Genomic DNA, 20,304 nt, shown 5'->3' with positions numbered 1-20,304 from the left:
CGGATCAGTCCTGGGTGTCGGCCGGTGCTGCGGCCTCGCGTGCCGCGGCCCCGGCGGCGTCGCCCTGCGCATCCGGCGGCACGGCGGCAGCGCCGTCAGCGCCCGTCTGTCCGTCGGCACCTGCGGCACCCGCCTCGCCGGCAGCGGCAGGGGCGGCTGCGGCGTCGCCTTCGGCGGTGGGTGCGGCCGGGCCCCGGCCCGCTGCGGCCGGCTGCCACGGCACCGCCACCGCGGGCGCATCTGCGCGCACGCGCTGCAGGCCGGAGACGATCACCTGGTCGCCGGGCGACAGGCCCTGGCTCACCACCCACTGGCCGTCCTGCGCGCGGTCCACGGTGACGTCGCGGCGCGCGACCATGCCGTCCTGGCCGACCACCATCAGGTAACCGCCGGCTGGATCACGCTGCAGCGCGCTCTGCGGCACCAGGTACAGGCCGGACTGCTGGCCCATCGTCGCCTTGAGGGTGACGTAGGCGCCGGGCAGCAGGCGGCGGTCGGGGTTGGGCAGCGTGGCGCGCAGCGACACCGCGCCGGTGGCGGGGTCGACCACGTCACCGGAGAAATCCACCTCACCGGCGTGCGGATACACGCTGCCGTCCTGCAGCAGCACTTCCACCGCCACCGCGCCATCGTTCTGCAGCTGGCGGCCCCGCAGGTCCTCGAGCTCGGCCAGGCTGAGCGAGAAGTTCACGTACAGCGGGTCGATCTGGTCGACGGTGGTGAGAAGCGTGGCCGTACCCTGCCCGACCAGCGCACCCTCGGTGACCTGCTGCTTGCCGGCACGGCCGGAAATCGGCGCGCGCACGGTCGCGTAGCCGAGGTTGATGCGCGCGGACTCCGTCGACGCGCGCGCCGCCTGCACCGCCGCGGTCGCGCTGCGTTCGGCGGCCAGCGCGTTGTCGAGGTCGGAGCGCGAGATGAAGTTCTCCGGTGCCAGCCGACGCGCGCGCTCGGCCATCGAGCGGGCGTTGGCGGCGTTGGCCTCGGCCTGCGCCAGCGCGGCCTGGGCGGCGCTGAGGTCGGCCTGGAACGGTGCCGGGTCGATCACGAACAGCACATCGCCCTCGCGCACGTCGCTGCCTTCCTCGTAGACGCGGCGCTGCACCACCCCCGGCACGCGGGCGCGCACGTCGGCACTGCGGAACGGCGCCAGCCGCCCGACCATGTCTTTGGTCATCGCCACCGTCGACGGCTGTACCGTGATCACTCCGACCTCGGGCGGCGGTGGCGCCTGCTGTTCCTGTTCGCCACCGCAGGCGGCAAGCAGGAGGGCACTGGCGGCAAGCGCGATCAGGCGCGGACGCATCGACATGGGGGAGCTCCGTGGAAAAGGGATAACCGGCACCCGGGCGGGCGCCTATTGCTATACCAGTGAGTACAGGAAAAAAAGTCTAAGCAGTCGCGTGCCGGAAGTCACCAGAAATGTCGGCCGATTCCGCATGCACCATGGCGCTGGCCGGGTGCACCCGGCCCCGAAAGGCCAGCTGTCACGCGGCGGGGGACCTCGCCGGCACCGCGGACAGAACGCAAGCGGCAGCCGCGGCGGGCCACGCCGGCGGCGCGGCCCCGGGCGCCCTAACCGGCCCCGACGCGCGGCCTGCCGGTGCCGGCGATGGCAGCCGCGGCCGCGGCCAGGTGCACGCCCTGCGACGCCGGCCCGGCGTCCGGCGCATAGGGCAGCACGCCGAGGCAGGGCGCCGGCAGCGCGGCACGCAGCAGGTCCAGATAGCCGTCGCGGTGCTCGAACCGCGGGTCGACGGCACTGCCGACCCAGCCCAACAGCCGGCAGCCGTCGGCGATCACCGTCCGCGCGCTCAGGCGTGCATGGTTGAGGCATCCCAGCCGCAGGCCGACCACCAGCAGCACCGGCAGCTGCAGCGCGCGCGCCAGGTCGGCATGCTCGATGCCGTCGCCCAGTGGCGACAGCCAGCCACCGGCGCCCTCCACCACCACGATGTCGGCGCCAGCCGCCAGGCGTGCGTGCGCGGCCAGCACCGGCGCCAGCTCCACCCGCACCCCGGCCGCACGCGCGGCAAGCTGCGGCGCGGTCGGTTCCGGCAGCGCCCACGGGTTGACGTCGGCATACCGCGGGCGCGACGTGCTGGCCTCCTGCAACGCCAGCGCATCCTCGTTGCGCAGGCCGTCGGCGGTCGGCTCGCAGCCGGCGGCCACCGGCTTCATGCCCACCGCGCGCAGGCCCCGCGCGCGCAGCGCATGCAGCAGCGCCACGCTGCACAGGCTCTTGCCGACCCCCGTATCGGTGCCGGTGACCAGCACGCCGGGGGTGGCCGTCGTCCCGGCCTGCCTGCTCTCCGCCATGCGTTGTCCTCCGTCAACCGGTGCGGTCGCCGCGGTAGACTGCGGCGCATGTTCACATCGCAAAGTCTAAGCGGCGACAAGCCGCAGCAATACGCCCAGCTGGCCGAACAGGCCCGCGCCCTGCTGCACGGCGAGCGCGACCGCGTCGCCAATGCCGCCAACCTGTCGGCGCTGGTCTACCACGCGCTGCCGGACCTCAACTGGGTGGGCTTCTACTTCTTCGACGGCACCGAGCTGGTGGTCGGGCCCTTCCAGGGCCAGCCCGCCTGCGTGCGCATCCCGCTCGACCGCGGCGTCTGCGGTGCGGCGGCGCGCACCCGCACCACCCAGCGCATCGATGACGTGCATGCCTTCCCGGGCCACATCGCCTGCGATGCGGCGTCGCGCTCGGAACTGGTGGTCCCGCTGGCCGATGGCGAGCGGCTGGTCGGCGTGTTCGACATCGACAGCCCGCAGCCGGCGCGCTTCGATGCCGAGGACCAGGCCGGGCTGGAAGCCGTGGCCGCGATCTTCATGGAATCGCTGCGGTGAGCGGCGGCCGGTCGCGCGATCCGGGGCTGCGCAACATCGGCCCGAAATCGTCGGCCTGGCTGCGGCAGGTCGGGCTGCACACCCGCGAGGACCTCGCGGCCGCGGGCCCGGTGGACGCGTACATGCGCGTGCGCCGCGCCGGCTTCCGGCCGAGCATGAACCTGCTGTACGCGCTGGAAGGCGCGCTGCAGGACTGCCACTGGCAGGAGGTCCCGGAAGCGCGGCGCCAGCAGCTGGTCGGTGAAGCGCAGGCGGCGATCGCCGAGCTGCCCGATCCGAGGCGTCCGGCCGCAGGCCCGGTCACCACCACCCGTCACGATCACGGTGACGGAAGCGCCGACGACGCCGGCCCCGGCTGGCGGGACGAACCCGGCCGCGACTGACCCGCGACGGCTACGGCGTGGCCGCAGCCGTCCCCGACAGCGGATCGATCCCCAGCAGCGCCGCCCCGGCGGCGCGCACGCTGGCGCGGGCGTCCTGCAGGCGGCGGCTGTCGGGCACCAGCCGCGGCCGGCGATCGAGCGTCTGGGCGAGGCCGAGGCCGAGCAGCGTCGCATGCGCCTCGCGCAGGCCGCTGCAGGTGTCGTCGGCCGGCATGCCGGCACCGCACAGCGCGTCGAGCAGCGCCGGCGTGGCCCGCGGCAGCAGCAGCGCGGGCATCGCGTGCGCCTCGCGCAACACCAGGTACTGCACCAGGAACTCGAGGTCGACCAGGCCGCCCTCGCCCTGCTTGAGATCGAACACGCCATCGCGGCTGCGGTCGAGCTCGGCGCGCATGCGCTGGCGCATCGACACGATGTCGTCGCGCAGCGCATCGGCCTCGCGCAGCCGCCCCAGCGCCGCCGCGCGCACGCGCTCGAACTCCGCGACCAGCGACGCATCGCCGGCCACCGCGCGCGCGCGCACCAGCGCCTGGTGTTCCCAGGTCCAGGCCCGCTCGCGCTGGTAGTCGTCGTAGCTGCCGAGCGACGACACCAGCAGGCCGCTGGCGCCATCGGGCCGCAGGCGGATGTCGACCTCGTACAGCCGGCCGGCGCCGGTGACGGTGCCCAGCAGCGCGACGATCTTCTGCGCCAGCCGCGCATGCCAGCGGATCGCATCCAGCGGCCGCGGGCCGTCCGACTGCGCCGAGGGCGGTGCGTCGTACAGGAACACCAGGTCGAGGTCGGAACCGACCCCGAGCTCCTCGCCGCCGAGGCTGCCGTAACCGAGCACCGCGAAGGTGGCGCCATCGATGCGGCCGTGGCTGTCGTGCATGCCGCGACGTGCCAGCTCCAGCACCGCGGCGACCACGCCGTCGGCCAGCCATGCCAGCTGGCGCGCACTGTCCTGCGCGCCCTGGCGTCCATCGAGCATCGCCAGCGCGATGCGGAAGCTCAGCGTCTGCCGCACCTCATTCAAGGCGTACAGCGCCGCCTCGACATCGTCGCGGGCCAGCGCCGTCTGGCAGGCGGCATGCAGCTGCGCGCGACCGGGCAGCGGGCCCTCGATGCGCGCATCGAGCAGCTCGTCGAGCAGCAGCGGATGCATCGCCACGCGCTCGGCCAGGAACGCGCTGCGCGTCATCAGGTCGACCAGCCGCGCCAGCGCGCCGGGCTGCTCGTCGAGCAGTGCCAGATAACTCGACCGGCGCAGCACGTTGTGCAGCAGCGCCAGCAGGCGGCGGATCGCCTCCAGCGGCCGGTCGGCGGGTGCGCTGGCCTGCAGCAGCACCGGCATCACCCGCTCCAGGCGGGTGCGGGCGATATCGGGCAGGTCGCGCACGCCGGGCGAGCGGGCGAAGTCGCGCAGTGCGGCGTCCACCGCCGGCGCATCACCGAAACCGGCCGCCTCCAGCTGCGCCGCGGCGCCACCGTCGGGCAGCGCGCGCCAGTAGCCGGCCAGGTCGCAGTCGGTGGCCTGCGGCGCCTGTTCGCGATGCAGCAGTGCGTCGAAGGTCGTCGCCACCACCTGGCGGTGGTCGGCGAGGGTCTGCGCCAGCGCGTCCCAGGACAGGCCGAGGCCCGCTGCGACACGTTCGCGGTCCAGCGGCTCCGATGGCAGCGCGTGCACCTGGGCGTCCCGCAGCATCTGCAGGCGGTTCTCCAGCCGGCGCAGCCAGCGGTAGGCGTCGAGCAGCGCGTGCGTCGTCTCCACCGGCACATGGCGTGCGGCGGCCAGCGCGTGCAGGGACGGCTGCAGGCGCCGCCCGCGCAGGCTGGCATCGCGTCCGCCGTGGATGAGCTGCAGCACCTGGGCGAAGAACTCGATCTCGCGGATGCCGCCACGGCCGCGCTTGATGTCGTCGGCGAGTTCCTTGCGCGCGACTTCCGCGCTGATCGCCGCCTTCATTCCGCGCAGGCCGTCGAGCGCGCCGAAGTCGAGGTAACGGCGGTACACGAACGGCCGCAGCTCGGACAGGAAGGCCTCGCCCGCCGCGATGTCGCCGGCCACGGGGCGCGCTTTCTGCCAGGCGTAGCGTTCCCAGTCGCGCCCCTCGCGCTGGAAGTAATGCTCCATCGCGCCGAAGCTCAGCGCCAGCCGCCCGGCACCGCCGAACGGACGCAACCGCAGGTCGACGCGGTGGCAGAAGCCGTCGACGGTGACCTCGTCGAGCAGCTTCGCCAGCGCCTGGCCCAGCCGCATGCACCAGGTTTCCGCGGCCAGCGGACGCGGCCCGTCGCTCTCACCCTCGTGTGGATAGGCATAGACCAGGTCGACGTCGGAACTGAAGTTGAGTTCGCCGCCGCCGAGCTTGCCGAGTGCGAACACCACCAGCCGCGCGGGCGTGCCGTCGGCATCGCGGACCACGCCGTGGCGGGTGATGAACTCGGCCTCCAGCGCATCGTGGGCCAGCTGCAGGCAGCGCTCGGCGAGGTGCGTGGTGCCCGCCAGGGTGGCATCGACATCGTCGAGTTCAAGCACGTCGCGCCACACCAGGCGCGTGGATTCGGCAGCACGCCAGCGCCGCAGTGCACGGGCCCAGTCGTCACGGCCGCCGATCGGGAGATCGGGTTCCGGCAGCGGGGTGGCGCCGGCGTCGTGCGCCAGCCGCCGCAGCAGGCCGGGCTGCCGCTCGAAGGTGTCGACCGCGAAGTCGCTGGCGATGGCGACCCGCGACAGGGCGGCGCGGAACGCCGGGTCCGCGCAGGCGCCCTCGCCATCGGCCAGGGCGCCTGCGCGATCGAGGCGCTCGATCGCACGCGCGGCGATCAGCTGCAGCGGGTCGTCGGTAGGTGCAGGCGGAACGGGCATCCGCCGATTGTGGCATCCGCCCGGCGCGGCGTATCCGGACGTCCTGTCCGGGATCGCTGGGCCGGCCCGGCGCTTCGCGGACTCCCGCCCAAGGTTCCTTCTCCGATCAAGGAGATGCGGTGCGAGTCCCGGGCTGCTCATCACGGCCTTGGGGGATGCACGGCCGGATGTCTCGGCGTCCCGATCGCACATCCGGCCGCGTGCGTCCATGACTGCTTTTGGCGCGCGGCGGGCGTCCGTCAACGAGGTCTCGAGCGCCGGGTGCGTCCCGGGCGGCCCGCCACGGCCACAGGGGGATGCCCAGCCGGATATCTCCGCGTCCTGCTAACACATCCGGCCGCCGGCCATCCATGGCCGGCTCTGGACATCCCCCTGCGTCCGCGGCGGGCACCGAGCCGTCACCGCGTCGGGAAGAAGATCAACGGCGAAGAAGGTGAGGCCGTCGCGGCGGTCGACGACTTCGGCTGCTGCGTTGTTGACCCCCGTGCCGGTTCTGAGGGACGGGAGAGTGTGGACCGCTGAACGCACGGGCATGGCCGGGTGCAGGCGACCCCGGCAGTAAACCGCTGTCGATTTCCGCGCCGGAGCCGGCGATCGTTTGAGCCCGTCGCGTGCACCGGGGGTATGCTCCCAGCCGGCCATGGATGGCCGGCGGCCGGCCGTGCTAGCTGGACGCGGACTCCGGCCGGGGGAGCACGCCCCCGGTGCGCGCGACGGGCAGCGCGGATCGCAACGAAGCACCGCGCGGCTCAACGTTCCAGCGGCAAGATCGCGTGGGACTGGAGATGAAGCAAAAAAAAGCCCGCTGCCGGAAAACCGGTAGCGGGCTTTGCTCCCTCCCCCACGTCGGGTGCGGGGCCATCGTGAACGAAGTGTTATCCCGGATGCACGCTGCACTGCAAAACGATACTTGCAAGTACAAAAATCAAGAAAAACAGACACCTGCGTATGGCGGCGGCGCCACCGCCCATGTAACCGCTTCCGCGGGATCAGGCCGGGCGCGGGGTGCGTCGCAGGTCGCGCAGCAGTTCGCGGGCAGCGTTGCGACCCGGTAGTCCGGTCACACCGCCACCCGGGTGTGTGCCGGAGCCGCAGAGATACAGCGCCGGCACTGCGCCCCGGTAGTCCGCCTGGCCCAGCAGCGGGCGCGCCGAGAACAGCTGGTCGAGGCCGAGCGCGCCGTGGAAGATATCGCCGCCGACCAGGCCGAACTCGCGCTCCAGGTCCAGCGGCGACAGCGCGCTCCAGCCGAGCACGCTGCGGCGGAAGTTGGGCGCGACGCGATCGACGGTATCGATCATCAGTTCCGCGACGGTGTCGCGGTGGGTGTCCCAGCCGCCGTCGACCTCCGGATTGACGTGCTGGCAGAACAGGCTCGCCACGTGCTGCCCGGGTGGGGCGAGGCTGTCGTCGAGCGTCGATGCGATCACCAGCTCCACCACCGGCTCGCGCGCCCAGCCGGGGTTGTATGCCTTCGAGCGCGCATCGAAATACGCACGCTCGAAGTAGCCCAGCGACGGCCCGACCAGGATCCCGCTCTGGTGATGCGGCTGCAGCGCGGTGCCGGGCGCGCAGGTGAAGTCCGGCAGCTCCGCAAGCGCCACGTTCATGCGGAAGGTGCCCGACCCGCAGCGGTAGCCGTCGATGCGCTGCGCGGTGTCGTCATCGAGCGCGCTGCGCGGCACCAGCCGCTGGTACAGCAGCTTCGGATTGACGTTGGCGACCACCGCGCGGCGTGCGTGCAGTTCGCGGCCATCGGCCAGCAGCACGCCGCGTGCGCGACCGTCGGCGACCAGCACCTCGGCGACTTCGGCGCCGGTGTCGATGCGCACGCCGCGCGCTTCGCACTCGCGTGCCATCGCCTGGGTGATCGCACCCATCCCGCCGATCGCATGCCCCCATGCGCCCTGCCGGCCGTTGACCTCGCCGAACACGTGGTGGAGCAGCACGTAGGCCGACCCCGGCGTGTACGGGCTGGCGAAGTTGCCGACGATGGAATCCCAGCCGAGCGCGGCCTTGAGCGGCTCGCATTCGAACCAGCCGTCGAGCAGGTCACCGGCGGATTTCGTGAACAGCGCCAGCAGGTCGCGCCGGGTGGCAAGGTCCAGGCCACGCAGCTCGCGCACCACCTGCCACGATGCCAGCCAGTCGGCCACGCCCATGCCATCGCCGGGGTTGGGCGGGGTGCGCCGCATCAGCTGGCGCAGCACCGCGACCACGCGGCCGAGCATCGCTTCGTAGGCGACCAGGCGTTCGACGTCGCGCGCCGAATGGCGTGCGACCTCGCCGGCGGTCAGCCCGCCGCCAAGCCGGAACGCGCGTCCGTCGGGCAGTGGCAGGAAGTTCGCGAAGGGACGCTCGACCACGCGCAGCCCGTGTGCGGCCAGGCGCAGCTCGCGGATCACCGCGGGATCGAGCAGGCTCACGGTGTAGCTGCAGCTCGAATTGCGGAAGCCGGGATGGAACTCCTCGGTCACCGCGGCGCCGCCGACGATGCCGCGGCGCTCGAGCACCCGCACGTCGAGCCCGGCGGCGGCCAGGTAGGCGGCACAGACCAGCCCGTTGTGGCCGCCACCGATGATCAGCACATCGTGGACGGCCGCTGCGCTCACGCGGCGCGCCCCCCACGCGCGACCAGCGCCAGCACCGCATCCGCCAGCCGCGCGGCGGCGTCCGGCCGCCCTGCTGCAGCCGCTCGGGCCGCGGCCTGCGGCAATGCTTCGGTCGACGCGAACAGCGCCTGCAGCCGCGCGGCCAGCGCAGCCGCATCGAGTTCCGCTTCCGGCATGCACCAGCCGGCACCCAGCTGTTCGAGCGTGCGCGCATTGCGCAGCTGCTCGTCGGCCGAGCCGCCCTGCGGGATCGGCACGAAGATCGCCGGGCGGCCGATCGCCAGCAGGTCGGCGATGGTGGTGGCGCCGGCACGGGTGACCACCAGGTGCGCATCGCGCAGGCGCGCGCCCATGTCCTCGAAGAACGGCCGCACCTCGGCGGCGATGCCCGCGCCTGCGAGTTCGCCGGCGATCGCCGCGGCGTCGTCGCCGGCCAGCTGCAACGACAGCCGCAGCCGCGTGCGCAGCGTTTGCGGCAGCGCGCGCAGCGCCGGTGGCACCACGCGCCCGAATACGGCCGCGCTCTGGCTGCCGCCAACCACCAGCAACCGCAGCGGGCCGTCGGCCGGCAGTGGCGGATACGGCGCGCGCGCATCGAGGATCGCCTGGCGCACCGGATTGCCGGTCTCCACCACGCGATCGGCGGGCACGCGGGCAAGACCCCCGGTATCGGCGAACGACGTGGCCACCCCGGAGGCGAAACGCAAGAGTTGCCGGTTGGCCAGCGACAACCGCGTCCCCTGCTCGTGCAGCAGCAGCGGCAGCCCGCAGGCACGCGCACCCAGCGCCGGCGCGAAACTCGGATATCCGCCGAAACCGACCATGGCCTCGGCACCGCGGCGGCGCAGATCGCCGCGCGCACGCCAGGCCGCGCCGAGGATGGTGGTGGCGGCGGCAAGCTTGCCGCCGATGCCCCCCGCGAGGCTGCGCGCGGGCAGCACCACATGCGGCAGGCCTTCGAGTGCGTGCGTGTAGCGCGCGCCGCGCGCGTCGGTGTAGATCACCGCGCCGTGTCCGCGCGCGACCAGTTCACGTGCGAGGGCCTCGGCCGGGAACAGGTGGCCACCGGTACCGCCGGCGGCCATCGCGATGACATGTTTCAAGGTGCTGTCCGTATCCGCTGCGGGGCCGCGATTATGGACGCCACGCCGCCCGGCCTTCAGCGCACGGGCGTGAAGAACATCAGGTAGACGAAGCGCCCGTTCTCGACGCGGTGTGCCAGAACCACGGCCGCAGCAGCACCAGGCGGTTGAAGCGCATCGGCACCCGCATGGTCATCTCCCAGCGCGACATGTCGTTGCTGTCGCGGCCGATGATCGCGTCGTGCAGTTCGGCGCCGGTGCGGTAGCCCATCGCCTCGATGCCCTCCTGGGTCATCGGTGCCTGTTCGGTGCCGGTCTCGACATGGCGATAGAACTCGGTGCCGCCGCGGCAGTCCTCCGGCCGGCTGAGATAGAGGATTCCCGACCACCACGCACCCTGGTCGATGTGCACGCGGCCGGTGCCGACGTCGTCGGCGAGGGTGATGCGGAACTTGCAGTGCGATTCCGGCGGATCGATCGCGCGCAGCGGCTCGCCGGCCAGTCGCGATACCGCTTCATCGAGTTGCGGCAGCAGCAGCCGTTCCCTGGAATTGCGGCCCGGGAACGCGCCCTGCTGCGGTGGATAGGTCAGGCGCAGGCCCGCCTCGCGCAGGCGCAGGGCATCCTGGGCGGCGAGGAAGTCGTCGACGACGATCAGTGAAGTGCTCATCCGCGCAGTCTGGGAAGGCGTGCACGCGGGTGCAAGTGGACCTCCTGCCCACACTCAGTGCGCCGGTGCCGCCGGCTGGCCACGCATGCGCCCGAACAGCCACACCGCGGCGAGCACGAGCGCACCGACAACCAGGCCGACCACCAGGCTTGCCAGCGCATCGGCGGCGAACCCTGGCAGGCCCGCATGTTCGGCGGTCTCCAGCAGGCGATGCAGCAGGTCGACGTTGTGCACGAAGATGCCGCCGCCGACCAGGAACATCGCGATCGTGCCGAGGATGCCCAGCGCCTTCATCAGCCACGGTGCCGCATACACCAGTGCACGCCCGGTCGCCGGCACCAGCACGCCGCGACGCTGACTCATCCACAGTCCGGCGTCGTCCATCTTCACGATCGCCGCGACCAGGCCGTACACGCCGATGGTCACCGCCAGCGCCACCACCGACAGCGTCACCGAGCGGGTCAGCAACGACGCGCCGGCCACCACTCCCAGCGACAGCACGATGATCTCGGCCGACAGGATGAAATCGGTGCGGATCGCGCCGCGGATCTTCTGCTTCTCGATCTCCTGCGGCGTCTCTTCGGCTTCGAGCACCGCCTGCACGCGCGCCTCGGGGTCCGGGCGATCGTCGCGATGGAACAGCTTGTGCACGACCTTTTCGAAGCCCTCGTAACAGAGGTAGGCGCCGCCGACCATCATCAGCGGCACCACCAGCCACGGCAGGAACTGGCTGATCAGCAACGCCGCCGGCACCAGGATCAGCTTGTTGAGCAGCGAGCCCTTGAACACCGCCCACACCACCGGCAGTTCGCGGCTGGCACGCACCCCGGCCACCTGCTGTGCATTGAGGGCGAGGTCGTCGCCGAGCACCCCGGCGGTCCGCTTGGTGGCGGCCTTGGTCAGCAGCGCGACGTCGTCGAGTAGCGTCGCAATGTCGTCGAGCAGGGTGAGCAGCGAGGCGCCGGCCATGGGTGTATCCGCGAGGTCGTGGGCGCGGATTGTGTCACCCGTGCGTGATGCCGGAAATGACGTCGGGCCGTGCACGGGGCGGCCGGTCGCGACAAGGAAAAACCCCGCCTCGCGGCGGGGTTTTCCGTGTTGCAGGTGACGCGATGGCGCTGGATCAGAAATCCATGCCGCCCATGCCGCCCATGCCACCGCCGCCCGGCATCGCCGGCTCTTCCTTCTTCGGAAGCTCCGCCACCATCGCCTCGGTGGTGATCATCAGGCCGGCGATCGACGCCGCGTTCTGCAGCGCGGTGCGGGTGACCTTGGTCGGATCCAGGATGCCGAACTCGACCATGTCGCCGAACTCGCCGTTGGCGGCGTTGTAGCCGAAGTTGCCCGAACCGTCCTTGACCTTGTTGACGATCACGGAGGGCTCTTCACCGGCGTTGGTGACGATCTCGCGCAGCGGTGCTTCCATCGCACGCAGGGCGATCACGATGCCGTGGTTCTGGTCTTCGTTGGCGCCACGCAGGTTCTCGATGGCCGCCTTGGCACGCAGCAGGGCCACGCCGCCGCCCGGGACCACGCCTTCCTCGACCGCTGCACGGGTGGCGTGCAGGGCGTCTTCGACGCGCGCCTTCTTTTCCTTCATCTCGACCTCGGTGGCAGCGCCGACCTTGATCACCGCAACGCCGCCGGCCAGCTTGGCCACGCGCTCCTGCAGCTTCTCGCGGTCGTAGTCCGAGGAGGTCTCCTCGATCTGCGCCTTGATCTGCTTGATGCGCGACTCGATGCCACCGGTCTCGCCGGCGCCGTCGATGATGGTGGTGTTTTCCTTGGTGACCTGGATCTTCTTGGCGCGACCGAGGTCGTTGATGGTCGCCTTCTCGAGCGACAGGCCGACTTCCTCGGAGATCACGGTGCCGCCGGTCAGCACGGCCATGTCTTCCAGCATCGCCTTGCGACGGTCGCCGAAGCCCGGGGCCTTGACGGCGCAGACCTTGACGATGCCGCGGATGGTGTTGACCACCAAGGTCGCCAGGGCCTCGCCCTCGACTTCCTCGGCGACGATCAGCAGCGGCTTGCCGGCCTTGGCCACGCCCTCGAGGACGGGCAGCAGGTCACGCACGTTGGAGATCTTCTTGTCGTGCAGCAGGATGAAGGGGTCATCCAGCTCGGCCGACATCGACTGCTGGTTGTTGATGAAGTACGGCGACAGGTAGCCGCGGTCGAACTGCATGCCCTCGACCACGTCGAGCTCGTTGTCCAGGCCCGAACCTTCCTCGACGGTGATCACGCCTTCCTTGCCGACCTTCTTCATCGCCTCGGCAATGATGTTGCCGATGACTTCGTCGGAGTTGGCCGAGATCGTGCCGACCTGGGCGATCGCCTTGTCGTCGGCGGTGGGCTTGGAGAGCTTCTTCAGCTCTTCGACGGCGGCCTTGACGGCCTGGTCGATGCCGCGCTTGAGGTCCATCGGGTTCATGCCGGCGGCGACCGCCTTGGAACCCTCGCGGATCAGCGCCTGGGCCAGCACGGTGGCGGTGGTGGTGCCGTCACCGGCGTTGTCGGAAGTGCGCGAGGCGACTTCCTTGACCATCTGCGCGCCCATGTTCTCGAACTTGTCGGCGAGCTCGATCTCCTTGGCGACGGACACGCCGTCCTTGGTGATCGTCGGCGAGCCGAAGCTCTTCTCGAGCACGACGTTGCGGCCCTTCGGGCCGAGGGTCGCCTTGACGGCATTGGCAAGCGTGTTCACACCGCGCAGCATCTTGGAGCGCGCGTCTTCGCCGAAGCGGATTTCCTTGGCAGCCATGACTCTTTACCTCTGAATGTCTTGGGTGGAATTCGTGGGAGTGGAAAGAAGCGCCGCGATCAGCCGAGGATCGCGAAGATGTCGTCTTCCTTCACCACCAGATAGTCGGTGCCGTCGAGCTTGACCTCGGTGCCGCTGTACTTGCCGAACAGCACCTGGTCGCCGGCCTTCACCTTCGGCGCCCGCAGGTTGCCGTTGTCGAGCACCTTGCCCTCGCCCACGGCGACGACCTCGCCCTTGATCGGCTTTTCGGTGGCCGAATCCGGAATCACGATGCCACCGGCCGAGACTTTCTCTTCCTCGGTACGCTTGATGACCACGCGGTCGTACAGCGGCTTGATATTGCTCATGTCAATCCTCTTAAGTGATTGATTGGGTTGAAGAATGGCGGCGATCTTAGCACTCGCACTCGGAGAGTGCCAAGGCCGCGGGCGGCAAAGACCCGGCAAGCCGGGCACGGACCAGAAGTTGGGGGCCGTTCAGGGCCTTTCAAGGGGCCCGATGGAAATTTCCGTCGCCCCCGGCCGTGGACGGACGCGGGCCTGGACCCGGCTCAGAAGCGCCAGGCCGCCACCACCATCGTCTCGCCGTCGTTGGGCTGGTGGATGCTGGCGTTGGAGATATGCCGCGCCAGCACCGAGAAGCGCTCCCAGCGCCAGCCGATGGTGCTGACGAACTGCGGGTCGCCCGACAGCGCGTCGGTGTAGCCGCTCTGCACGCCGATGCCGAAGCCCAGCGTCAGTCCGTTGTCGGTGCGGTCGTAACGCAGGCCGGCGTGGCCGACGGTGACGTCGTCCTCCAGGTCGTACGCGGTGTCGTCGCGGCCGGGCACGTGGATCACACCCAGCTCCCAACGCAGCAGCGCGTTGTCGAGGCCACGCAGCTCCGGCAGCCACGCCGCGGCGATGACCGGGGTGACCTCGTTGTCGCGCGTCCACGACGCGCCGGCACTGAGCTCGAACTGGGATTGCGCGGCGGCGGGAAACACGGCGGCAGCTGCCATCGCGATGGCGCACAGCGCCGGAAGGCGGATCCTGGACATGGGCGGGGATTAGTGAACCGGGGAGTGCAGATTGTAGATCCTGCCGTCGTGAGCGCGCGGCGACGGGCGCGACGGGCTTAAGCGCGCGGCGCATGGGCGTGGGCTACCCTATGCGGCCCACCCGTTGCGCCTGCCTGCCGTGTCCGTCCTGCTCTGTCTGTCCACCTGCCCGGATCGTGCCACCGCCGACCGCATCGCCGACGCCCTCGTGGGCGAGGGCCTGGCGGCCTGCGTGACGCTGCTGCCGGGTGCGCGGTCGGTCTATCGCTGGGAGGGCCGTGTCGAGCGTGGCGAGGAAGTGCAGTTGCTGATCAAGACCACCCGGGCGGCGTTCGCCGCTCTACGCGAGCGGTTGTGCGCGCTGCACCCGTACGAAGTGCCGGAACTGGTCGCCTGCGACCTGGTCGACGGCCTGCCCGCCTATCTCGACTGGATCGTGCGCGAGACCGCGGGGCCGGCATCCTGATGGGTATCGCGGTCTGGTGGCGCGCACTCGCGCTGGGCGCGCTCGCAGTCGTGGCGGGCGGCGCGCAGGCAGCGGTCGACATGGACGACCTGCTGCCGGTGGACGAGGCCTTCGCGCTGCGCGTGCACGCGCCGGACCGCGAGCGCATCGAATTCGACTGGACCATCGCCGAGGGCTACTACCTCTATCGCCACCGCATGGGCGCCGAAGCCGAAGGCTTCCCCGCGGACGGCCTGCAGCTGCCCGACGGCAAGCGCCACGTCGACGAGTTCTTCGGTGAGGTCGAGACCTACCGTGGGCGCATGCGCGCAGCCCTGCCCGGCAACGCCGCGGACGGCCGCGAGCAGGTCGTGGTGCGGGTCCGCTTCCAGGGCTGCGCCGATGCCGGCATCTGCTATCCGCCGCAGACGCGCGAGATCAGCGTGGCCCTGCCCGCCGGCCCCACCGCCAGCGGCCGCGCCGGCTTTGCCGCGCTCGGGCGCAGCCTGCTCGGTGCCGGCACTGCGTCACGCGGGGTTGCCGACGCGCTGCGCCCGCAGGCGCTGCCGCTGCCCGAGGCCCAGGCCTTCGGCTTCGATGCGATCGCCGACGGCGGCGACCGCCTGCTGCTGCGCTTCGTGCCGGCGCCCGGCTATTACCTGTATCGCGACCGCAGCGGATTCACCGTGCGCGGCGAGGGCATCACCGCCGGCAGCCCCCGGTGGCCGGCCGGCGTCGATCACCACGACGAGCACTTCGGCAACGTGGTGGTGTATTTCGATCCCGTCGAGGTCGCGCTGCCGCTGCAGCGCCTGCATGGCGATGCCACCACGGTCGCGCTGACCGCGACCTTCCAGGGTTGCCAGGCCGACGGCATCTGCTATCCGCCGATGACCCGCACCGTGGAAATCGCGGTGCCGGCGTCGGGGACGTGGTCCGCACCCGGCGAGGCCATGACCGCACCGCCCGTGCCCGGTGACGAGCCGGCGCCCGCCTCGCCTGCGGATGACGACGCGGCCGGCGACCCCGACAACGCCATTCGCGAGACACCGCCGGCGTCGACGGCGGCGGCGGCGGCTGCGGCAGCGGAGGCAGCGGGGGCAGGTACCGTCGCGACCCCGGCACGCGCTGGTGGCAGCCTCGCCGGTGCCCTGCTGCTGGCGCTGCTGGGCGGGCTGCTGCTCAACCTGATGCCCTGCGTGTTGCCGATCCTGTCCCTGAAGGTGGTCGGGCTGGCGTCGAGTGGCGGCAGCCGGGCCAGCGCGCGGCGGCATGCGCTCTGGTACACCGCCGGCGTGCTGGTGGCGTTCGCCGCGGTGGGCCTGCTGGCGCTCGGGCTGCGCGCCACCGGGCAGGCGCTGGGCTGGGGCTTCCAGCTGCAGCAGCCGTGGTTCGTCGCCGCGCTGGCCTATCTGGTGTTCGCGGTCGGGCTGGCGCTTTCCGGCGTGTTCACGCTGGGCGGCAGCATCGGTGGGGTCGCGCAGTCGCTGGGCAGTCGCACCGGACCGGCCGGTGACTTCTTCACCGGCGTGCTCGCCTGCGTGGTCGCCAGCCCCTGCATTGCGCCGTTCATGGGGGGCGCGCTGGCGTTCGCGTTCGCAAGTTCCGGCGTGGCTGCGCTCGGGGTGTTCCTGGCGCTGGGGCTGGGGTTGGCGCTGCCGTTCCTGCTGGTCGGGTTCGTGCCGGCGCTTGCCGACCGCCTGCCGCGCCCGGGGCCGTGGATGGAGACGCTGAAGCAGGCGATGGCCTTCCCGATGTATCTCACCGCGGTGTGGCTGGTGTGGGTGCTGGGCCGCCAGCGTGGCGTCGATGCGATGGCGCTGGTGATCGCCGGGCTGGCGCTGCTGGCGCTGGCGCTGTGGTGGTTCGAGCGCCAGCGCTGGACCGGCGGGCGTGCCGCGCCCGCGCTGGCGCTGCTGCTGGCGCTGGCAGCGCTGTGGCCGGTGGCGGGCGTGGAGCGCTTCGCGCCGCCGGCGCCTGCCGACGCCGCCGACGACTCCGGCGCCGTCGCATATTCCGCCGAGCGGCTGGCCACGCTGCGTGCGGCGGGCACGCCGGTGTTCGTGAACATGACCGCCGACTGGTGCGTGACCTGCAAGGCCAACGAGCGCCGGGTGCTGTCGCGCGAGCCGTTCCGCGACGCGCTGGCGGCAACCGGCACGGTCTACATGGTCGGCGACTGGACCCATACCGACGCCGCGATCACCGCGTTCCTCGACCAGCACCGCGCCGTGGGCGTGCCGCTGTACGTGGCCTACCCGGCCGATGGCGGCCCCGGCGAAGTGCTGCCGACGCTGCTGACGGAGAGCGCCACCCTGGCCGCGGTGGCCCGCGCGGCCGCGGGTGGTGCGCGATGAGGACCGGCGTGGTCATCGGCGTCGCGCTGGCCGCCGGCCTGCTCGGGCTGGGCGCGGCACTGCTCGGTTCCGGCCCCGGCCCGCTGCTGCGCACCGAACCCGGGCAGCGCATGGCGCAGGCCGCACTGCAGGCGGCGGCACCTGCGGCGCCCGAGGGCGTCGCCACCGCACGTCGTGGCGAGCCGGTGCCCGCGTTCACCGTGCCCGCGCTCGACGGCGATGCCTACGCGCTGCCTGCCGATTTCGCCGGCCAGCCGCTGCTGGTCAACCTGTGGGCGAGCTGGTGCGCGCCGTGCATCGAGGAGATGCCGGAACTCGACCGCTACGCACGCAGCCAGGGCGCCGACGGCACGCAGGTACTCGGCATCGCGCTCGACGATGCCGACGCGGTGCGCGCATTCCTTGAGCGCATCCCGGTCGATTACCCGCAGGCCCTCGACGTGCCCGGGCCGACCGACGCCGGGGTGCGGCTCGGCAATCCGCGCGGGGTGTTGCCGTATTCGGTGCTGATCTCCGCCGATGGTCGCCTGCTCAAGGCCCGCATCGGCCCGTTCGAGCATGGCGAGATCGACGCCTGGGCGCGCCACTGAGCAGCCGGCACCACCATACGCCCGCGACTGGTCGCTGATTCAAACAAACGTTCAACTTCGGGCAAGTTCGGCGAACTGGACACCATCGCCCCCATGCAGCAGACTGCGCGCCTTGTCATCCCGGCGCGCTGCATGGCGACCCTGCTGCTCCTCCACGGCCCCAATCTCAACCTGCTCGGCACCCGCGAGCCCGGGGTCTATGGCAGCACCACGCTGGCCGCGATCGACGCCGACCTGCGCGAGCGCGCGGAAACCGCCGGCCACACGCTCGACAGCCTGCAGTCGAACGCCGAGCACGTCCTGGTGGACCGCGTGCAGGCAGCCGCACACGACGGCACCGCCTTCGTACTGATCAACCCGGCGGCGTTCACCCACACCTCGGTGGCGCTGCGCGATGCGTTGCTGGCGGTGGCGATTCCCTACATCGAGATCCACCTGTCCAACCCGCATGCGCGCGAGCCGTTCCGCCAGCACAGCTATTTCAGCGATCGCGCCGTCGGCGTGGTCTGCGGCTTCGGCGCCGACAGCTACCGCTATGCACTGGACGCCGCGCTCAAGCACCTGGCGTCGGCCTGACCCGTTTCCCATCCTGATGCCCGGCCCGCCCGGGCCCGCAACCACGAGGCCTCCATGGACCTGCGAAAGATCAAGAAGCTCATCGACCTGCTCGAGGAGTCGAACCTCGCCGAAATCGAGATCAAGGAAGGCGAGGAGTCGGTGCGGCTGTCGCGCAACCCGACCGGCACCCCGATGACCTACGCGCCAGTGCAGGCAGCGCCGCAGCCGACGCGGGCCGCCGAGCCGGTGATGCCGATGGCCTCGCCGGTGGACGCCGCCACCGGCAGTGGGCGCAGCGCCGAGACCAGCGGCGCGGGCCCGGCGATGCCCGAAGGCCACCGGGTGCTCTCGCCGATGGTCGGCACCTATTACGCATCGCCTGCGCCGGACAAGCCGCCGTTCGTTACCGTCGGCCAGCAGGTCAAGGCCGGCGAGACGCTGGGCATCATCGAGGCGATGAAGATGTTCAACCCGATCGAGGCCGACGCGTCCGGCACCGTACTGGCGATCCTGTGCGAGAACGGCCAGCCGGTGGAGTTCGACCAGCCGCTGTTCGTGATCGGGTGAGCGGGCATGCTCGATAAAGTCGTCATCGCCAACCGCGGCGAGATCGCGCTGCGCATCCTGCGCGCGTGCCACTCGCTGGGCATCCGTACGGTCGCGGTGCATTCCACCGTCGACCGCAACCTCAAGCACGTGGCCATGGCCGACGAGTCGGTGTGCATCGGCCCGCCACCATCCAACCGCAGCTATCTCGACATGCCGGCGATCATCGCCGCCGCCGAGGTCACCGACGCCCAGGCCATCCACCCGGGCTATGGCTTCCTGTCGGAGAACGCCGACTTCGCCGAGCGCGTCGAGCAGTCCGGCTTCATCTTCATCGGCCCCAAGGCCGAGACCATCCGCCTGATGGGCGACAAGGTCGAGGCGATCCGCGCGATGAAGGACGCCGGCGTGCCCTGCGTGCCCGGCTCCGGCGGCCCGCTCGGCGACGACGCGGCGACCAACGTCAAGATCGCCCGCGAGATCGGCTACCCGGTGATCGTCAAGGCGGCCGGCGGCGGCGGCGGGCGCGGCATGCGCGTGGTGCATACCGAGGCCGCGCTGGCGAATGCCATTGCCACCACCAAGCAGGAAGCCAAGGCCGCGTTCGGCAACGACATGGTCTACATGGAGAAGTTCCTCGAGAACCCGCGCCATGTGGAGATCCAGGTGCTGGCCGATGGCCAGGGCAATGCCATCCATCTCAGCGAGCGCGACTGCTCGATGCAGCGCCGCCACCAGAAGGTGGTCGAGGAAGCGCCGGCGCCGGGCATCACCGAGGAACAGCGCGCGGAGATCGGCCGGGTGTGCACCGAGGCCTGCATCCGCATCGGCTATCGCGGTGCCGGCACGTTCGAGTTCCTGTACGAGAACGGCCGCTTCTACTTCATCGAAATGAACACCCGGATCCAGGTCGAACACCCGGTCACCGAGATGGTCACCGGCATCGACCTGATCCGCGAGCAGCTGATGATCGCCGCCGGGCAGAAGCTGTCGATCCGCCAGGAGGACGTGGTGCTGACCGGGCACGCGATCGAGTGCCGCATCAATGCCGAGGATCCGGAGACGTTCCTGCCGTCACCCGGCCTGATCCAGCATTTCCACGCCCCGGGCGGCCCGGGCGTGCGCGTCGATTCGCATGTGTACGAGGGCTACCGCGTGCCGTCGAACTACGACTCGATGATCGGCAAGCTGATCGTGCATGGCGCCGACCGCGAGCAGGCGATCTGCCGGATGCGGGTGGCGCTCTCCGAGATGGTCATCGACGGCATCCGCACCAACATCCCGCTGCAGGCGCGGATCATGCGCGACAAGGGCTTCCAGGCCGGTGGGCAGAACATCCACTACCTGGAGAAGCGCCTGGCCGAGCGTCGCGACAAGTCGCTGACGATCGGCTGAGCCGGCACCGCGGCCCGGGCGCCGCGGTTGCACCCGCATGCCGACCGCGCGGGCTGCGCGGTCGGCATCGGCGGCTCAGTTGCGCACGCGGCCCTGCACGGCACGCACCTCGCCGGCCGAGGCGGGCAACAGCTGCAGCCGGCCGGTCGCGGCAACATC

18 protein-coding genes are annotated in these 20,304 nt (G+C 71.3%); 8 read left to right on the top strand and 10 right to left on the bottom strand.

All coding sequences use genetic code 11. The features are described 5' to 3' along the window. Nucleotides 1-4: 4 nt before the first annotated feature. Entirely contained in the window at nucleotides 5-1,312 is a 1,308-nt protein-coding gene (locus LDO11_RS01855; protein WP_232140050.1) for an efflux RND transporter periplasmic adaptor subunit, read from the bottom strand. A 263-nt stretch (nucleotides 1,313-1,575) separates the two neighbouring features. Next, a complete protein-coding gene (bioD, locus tag LDO11_RS01850; protein WP_232140048.1) occupies nucleotides 1,576-2,319 on the bottom strand; it encodes a dethiobiotin synthase in 744 nt (247 codons plus the stop codon). Between the two features lie 48 nt (nucleotides 2,320-2,367). On the opposite strand from bioD, the gene LDO11_RS01845 reads away from it, so the two are divergent. Together LDO11_RS01845 and LDO11_RS01840 are read left to right on the top strand one after the other, a co-directional pair. Then, nucleotides 2,368-2,850 carry a GAF domain-containing protein gene (locus tag LDO11_RS01845; protein WP_129135021.1) on the top strand — a complete coding sequence of 161 codons (483 nt, stop codon included), beginning with the start codon at nucleotides 2,368-2,370 and terminating at the stop codon, nucleotides 2,848-2,850. Further along, nucleotides 2,847-3,233 carry a TfoX/Sxy family protein gene (locus LDO11_RS01840; protein WP_232140046.1) on the top strand — a complete coding sequence of 129 codons (387 nt, stop codon included), beginning with the start codon at nucleotides 2,847-2,849 and terminating at the stop codon, nucleotides 3,231-3,233. The genes LDO11_RS01845 and LDO11_RS01840 overlap by 4 nt, the downstream gene beginning before the upstream one ends. A gap of 10 nt (nucleotides 3,234-3,243) precedes the next feature. Here the strand turns inward: LDO11_RS01840 and glnE are convergent, their stop codons facing one another. The 8 genes from glnE to LDO11_RS01800 form a co-directional block, all read right to left on the bottom strand. Then, complete coding sequence (gene glnE / locus LDO11_RS01835; protein ID WP_232140045.1) at nucleotides 3,244-6,084, bottom strand: bifunctional [glutamate--ammonia ligase]-adenylyl-L-tyrosine phosphorylase/[glutamate--ammonia-ligase] adenylyltransferase; 2,841 nt, start codon at nucleotides 6,082-6,084, stop codon at nucleotides 3,244-3,246. 989 nt (nucleotides 6,085-7,073) lie between these two features. Continuing rightward, on the bottom strand, nucleotides 7,074-8,696 hold the full coding sequence (locus LDO11_RS01830; protein WP_232140043.1) for a phytoene desaturase family protein: 1,623 nt from the start codon (nucleotides 8,694-8,696) through the stop codon (nucleotides 7,074-7,076). Further along, the gene (locus tag LDO11_RS01825) at nucleotides 8,693-9,799 is read right to left on the bottom strand and encodes a UDP-N-acetylglucosamine--N-acetylmuramyl-(pentapeptide) pyrophosphoryl-undecaprenol N-acetylglucosamine transferase (RefSeq protein WP_232140041.1); all 1,107 of its coding nucleotides are present in this window, start codon (nucleotides 9,797-9,799) and stop codon (nucleotides 8,693-8,695) included. The genes LDO11_RS01830 and LDO11_RS01825 overlap by 4 nt, the downstream gene beginning before the upstream one ends. Before the next feature lie 79 nt (nucleotides 9,800-9,878). Beyond that, entirely contained in the window at nucleotides 9,879-10,448 is a 570-nt protein-coding gene (locus LDO11_RS01820) for a DUF6445 family protein (RefSeq protein WP_232140039.1), read from the bottom strand. A gap of 54 nt (nucleotides 10,449-10,502) precedes the next feature. Continuing rightward, nucleotides 10,503-11,417 (bottom strand): DUF808 domain-containing protein, encoded by a 915-nt coding sequence (locus LDO11_RS01815; protein WP_232140037.1) that lies wholly within the window; start codon nucleotides 11,415-11,417, stop codon nucleotides 10,503-10,505. Between the two features lie 154 nt (nucleotides 11,418-11,571). After that, complete coding sequence (groL, locus tag LDO11_RS01810) at nucleotides 11,572-13,212, bottom strand: chaperonin GroEL (RefSeq protein ID WP_232140036.1); 1,641 nt, start codon at nucleotides 13,210-13,212, stop codon at nucleotides 11,572-11,574. A 59-nt stretch (nucleotides 13,213-13,271) separates the two neighbouring features. After that, on the bottom strand, nucleotides 13,272-13,562 hold the full coding sequence (groES, locus tag LDO11_RS01805) for a co-chaperone GroES (protein ID WP_129135015.1): 291 nt from the start codon (nucleotides 13,560-13,562) through the stop codon (nucleotides 13,272-13,274). Between the two features lie 203 nt (nucleotides 13,563-13,765). Beyond that, nucleotides 13,766-14,254 (bottom strand): acyloxyacyl hydrolase, encoded by a 489-nt coding sequence (locus tag LDO11_RS01800; RefSeq protein ID WP_129135014.1) that lies wholly within the window; start codon nucleotides 14,252-14,254, stop codon nucleotides 13,766-13,768. 130 nt (nucleotides 14,255-14,384) lie between these two features. Here LDO11_RS01800 and cutA point away from each other — a divergent pair, with 130 nt between their 5' ends. The 6 genes from cutA (at nucleotide 14,385) to accC (ending at nucleotide 20,145) form a co-directional block, all read left to right on the top strand. Then, complete coding sequence (gene cutA, locus LDO11_RS01795) at nucleotides 14,385-14,720, top strand: divalent-cation tolerance protein CutA (RefSeq protein ID WP_232140321.1); 336 nt, start codon at nucleotides 14,385-14,387, stop codon at nucleotides 14,718-14,720. Next, complete coding sequence (locus LDO11_RS01790; protein ID WP_232140035.1) at nucleotides 14,720-17,056, top strand: protein-disulfide reductase DsbD family protein; 2,337 nt, start codon at nucleotides 14,720-14,722, stop codon at nucleotides 17,054-17,056. Before cutA ends, LDO11_RS01790 begins: the two co-directional genes overlap by 1 nt. Next, nucleotides 17,053-17,646: a TlpA family protein disulfide reductase gene (locus tag LDO11_RS01785; protein ID WP_129135012.1), complete on the top strand. Its 594-nt coding sequence runs from the start codon at nucleotides 17,053-17,055 to the stop codon at nucleotides 17,644-17,646. Before LDO11_RS01790 ends, LDO11_RS01785 begins: the two co-directional genes overlap by 4 nt. A 132-nt stretch (nucleotides 17,647-17,778) precedes the next feature. Beyond that, nucleotides 17,779-18,222, top strand: a complete 444-nt coding sequence (gene aroQ / locus LDO11_RS01780; RefSeq protein WP_232140034.1) for a type II 3-dehydroquinate dehydratase — start codon at nucleotides 17,779-17,781, stop codon at nucleotides 18,220-18,222. Between the two features lie 54 nt (nucleotides 18,223-18,276). Then, the gene (gene accB / locus LDO11_RS01775; RefSeq protein ID WP_232140033.1) at nucleotides 18,277-18,771 is read left to right on the top strand and encodes an acetyl-CoA carboxylase biotin carboxyl carrier protein; all 495 of its coding nucleotides are present in this window, start codon (nucleotides 18,277-18,279) and stop codon (nucleotides 18,769-18,771) included. A 6-nt stretch (nucleotides 18,772-18,777) separates the two neighbouring features. Beyond that, the gene (gene accC, locus LDO11_RS01770) at nucleotides 18,778-20,145 is read left to right on the top strand and encodes an acetyl-CoA carboxylase biotin carboxylase subunit (RefSeq protein ID WP_232140032.1); all 1,368 of its coding nucleotides are present in this window, start codon (nucleotides 18,778-18,780) and stop codon (nucleotides 20,143-20,145) included. Nucleotides 20,146-20,304 lie beyond the last annotated feature (159 nt).

Origin of the sequence: Alterluteimonas muca, from assembly GCF_021191595.1 — a bacterium.
Taxonomy (GTDB): domain Bacteria; phylum Pseudomonadota; class Gammaproteobacteria; order Xanthomonadales; family Xanthomonadaceae; genus Luteimonas; species Luteimonas muca.
This window is presented reverse-complemented; position numbering and strand designations above follow the sequence as displayed.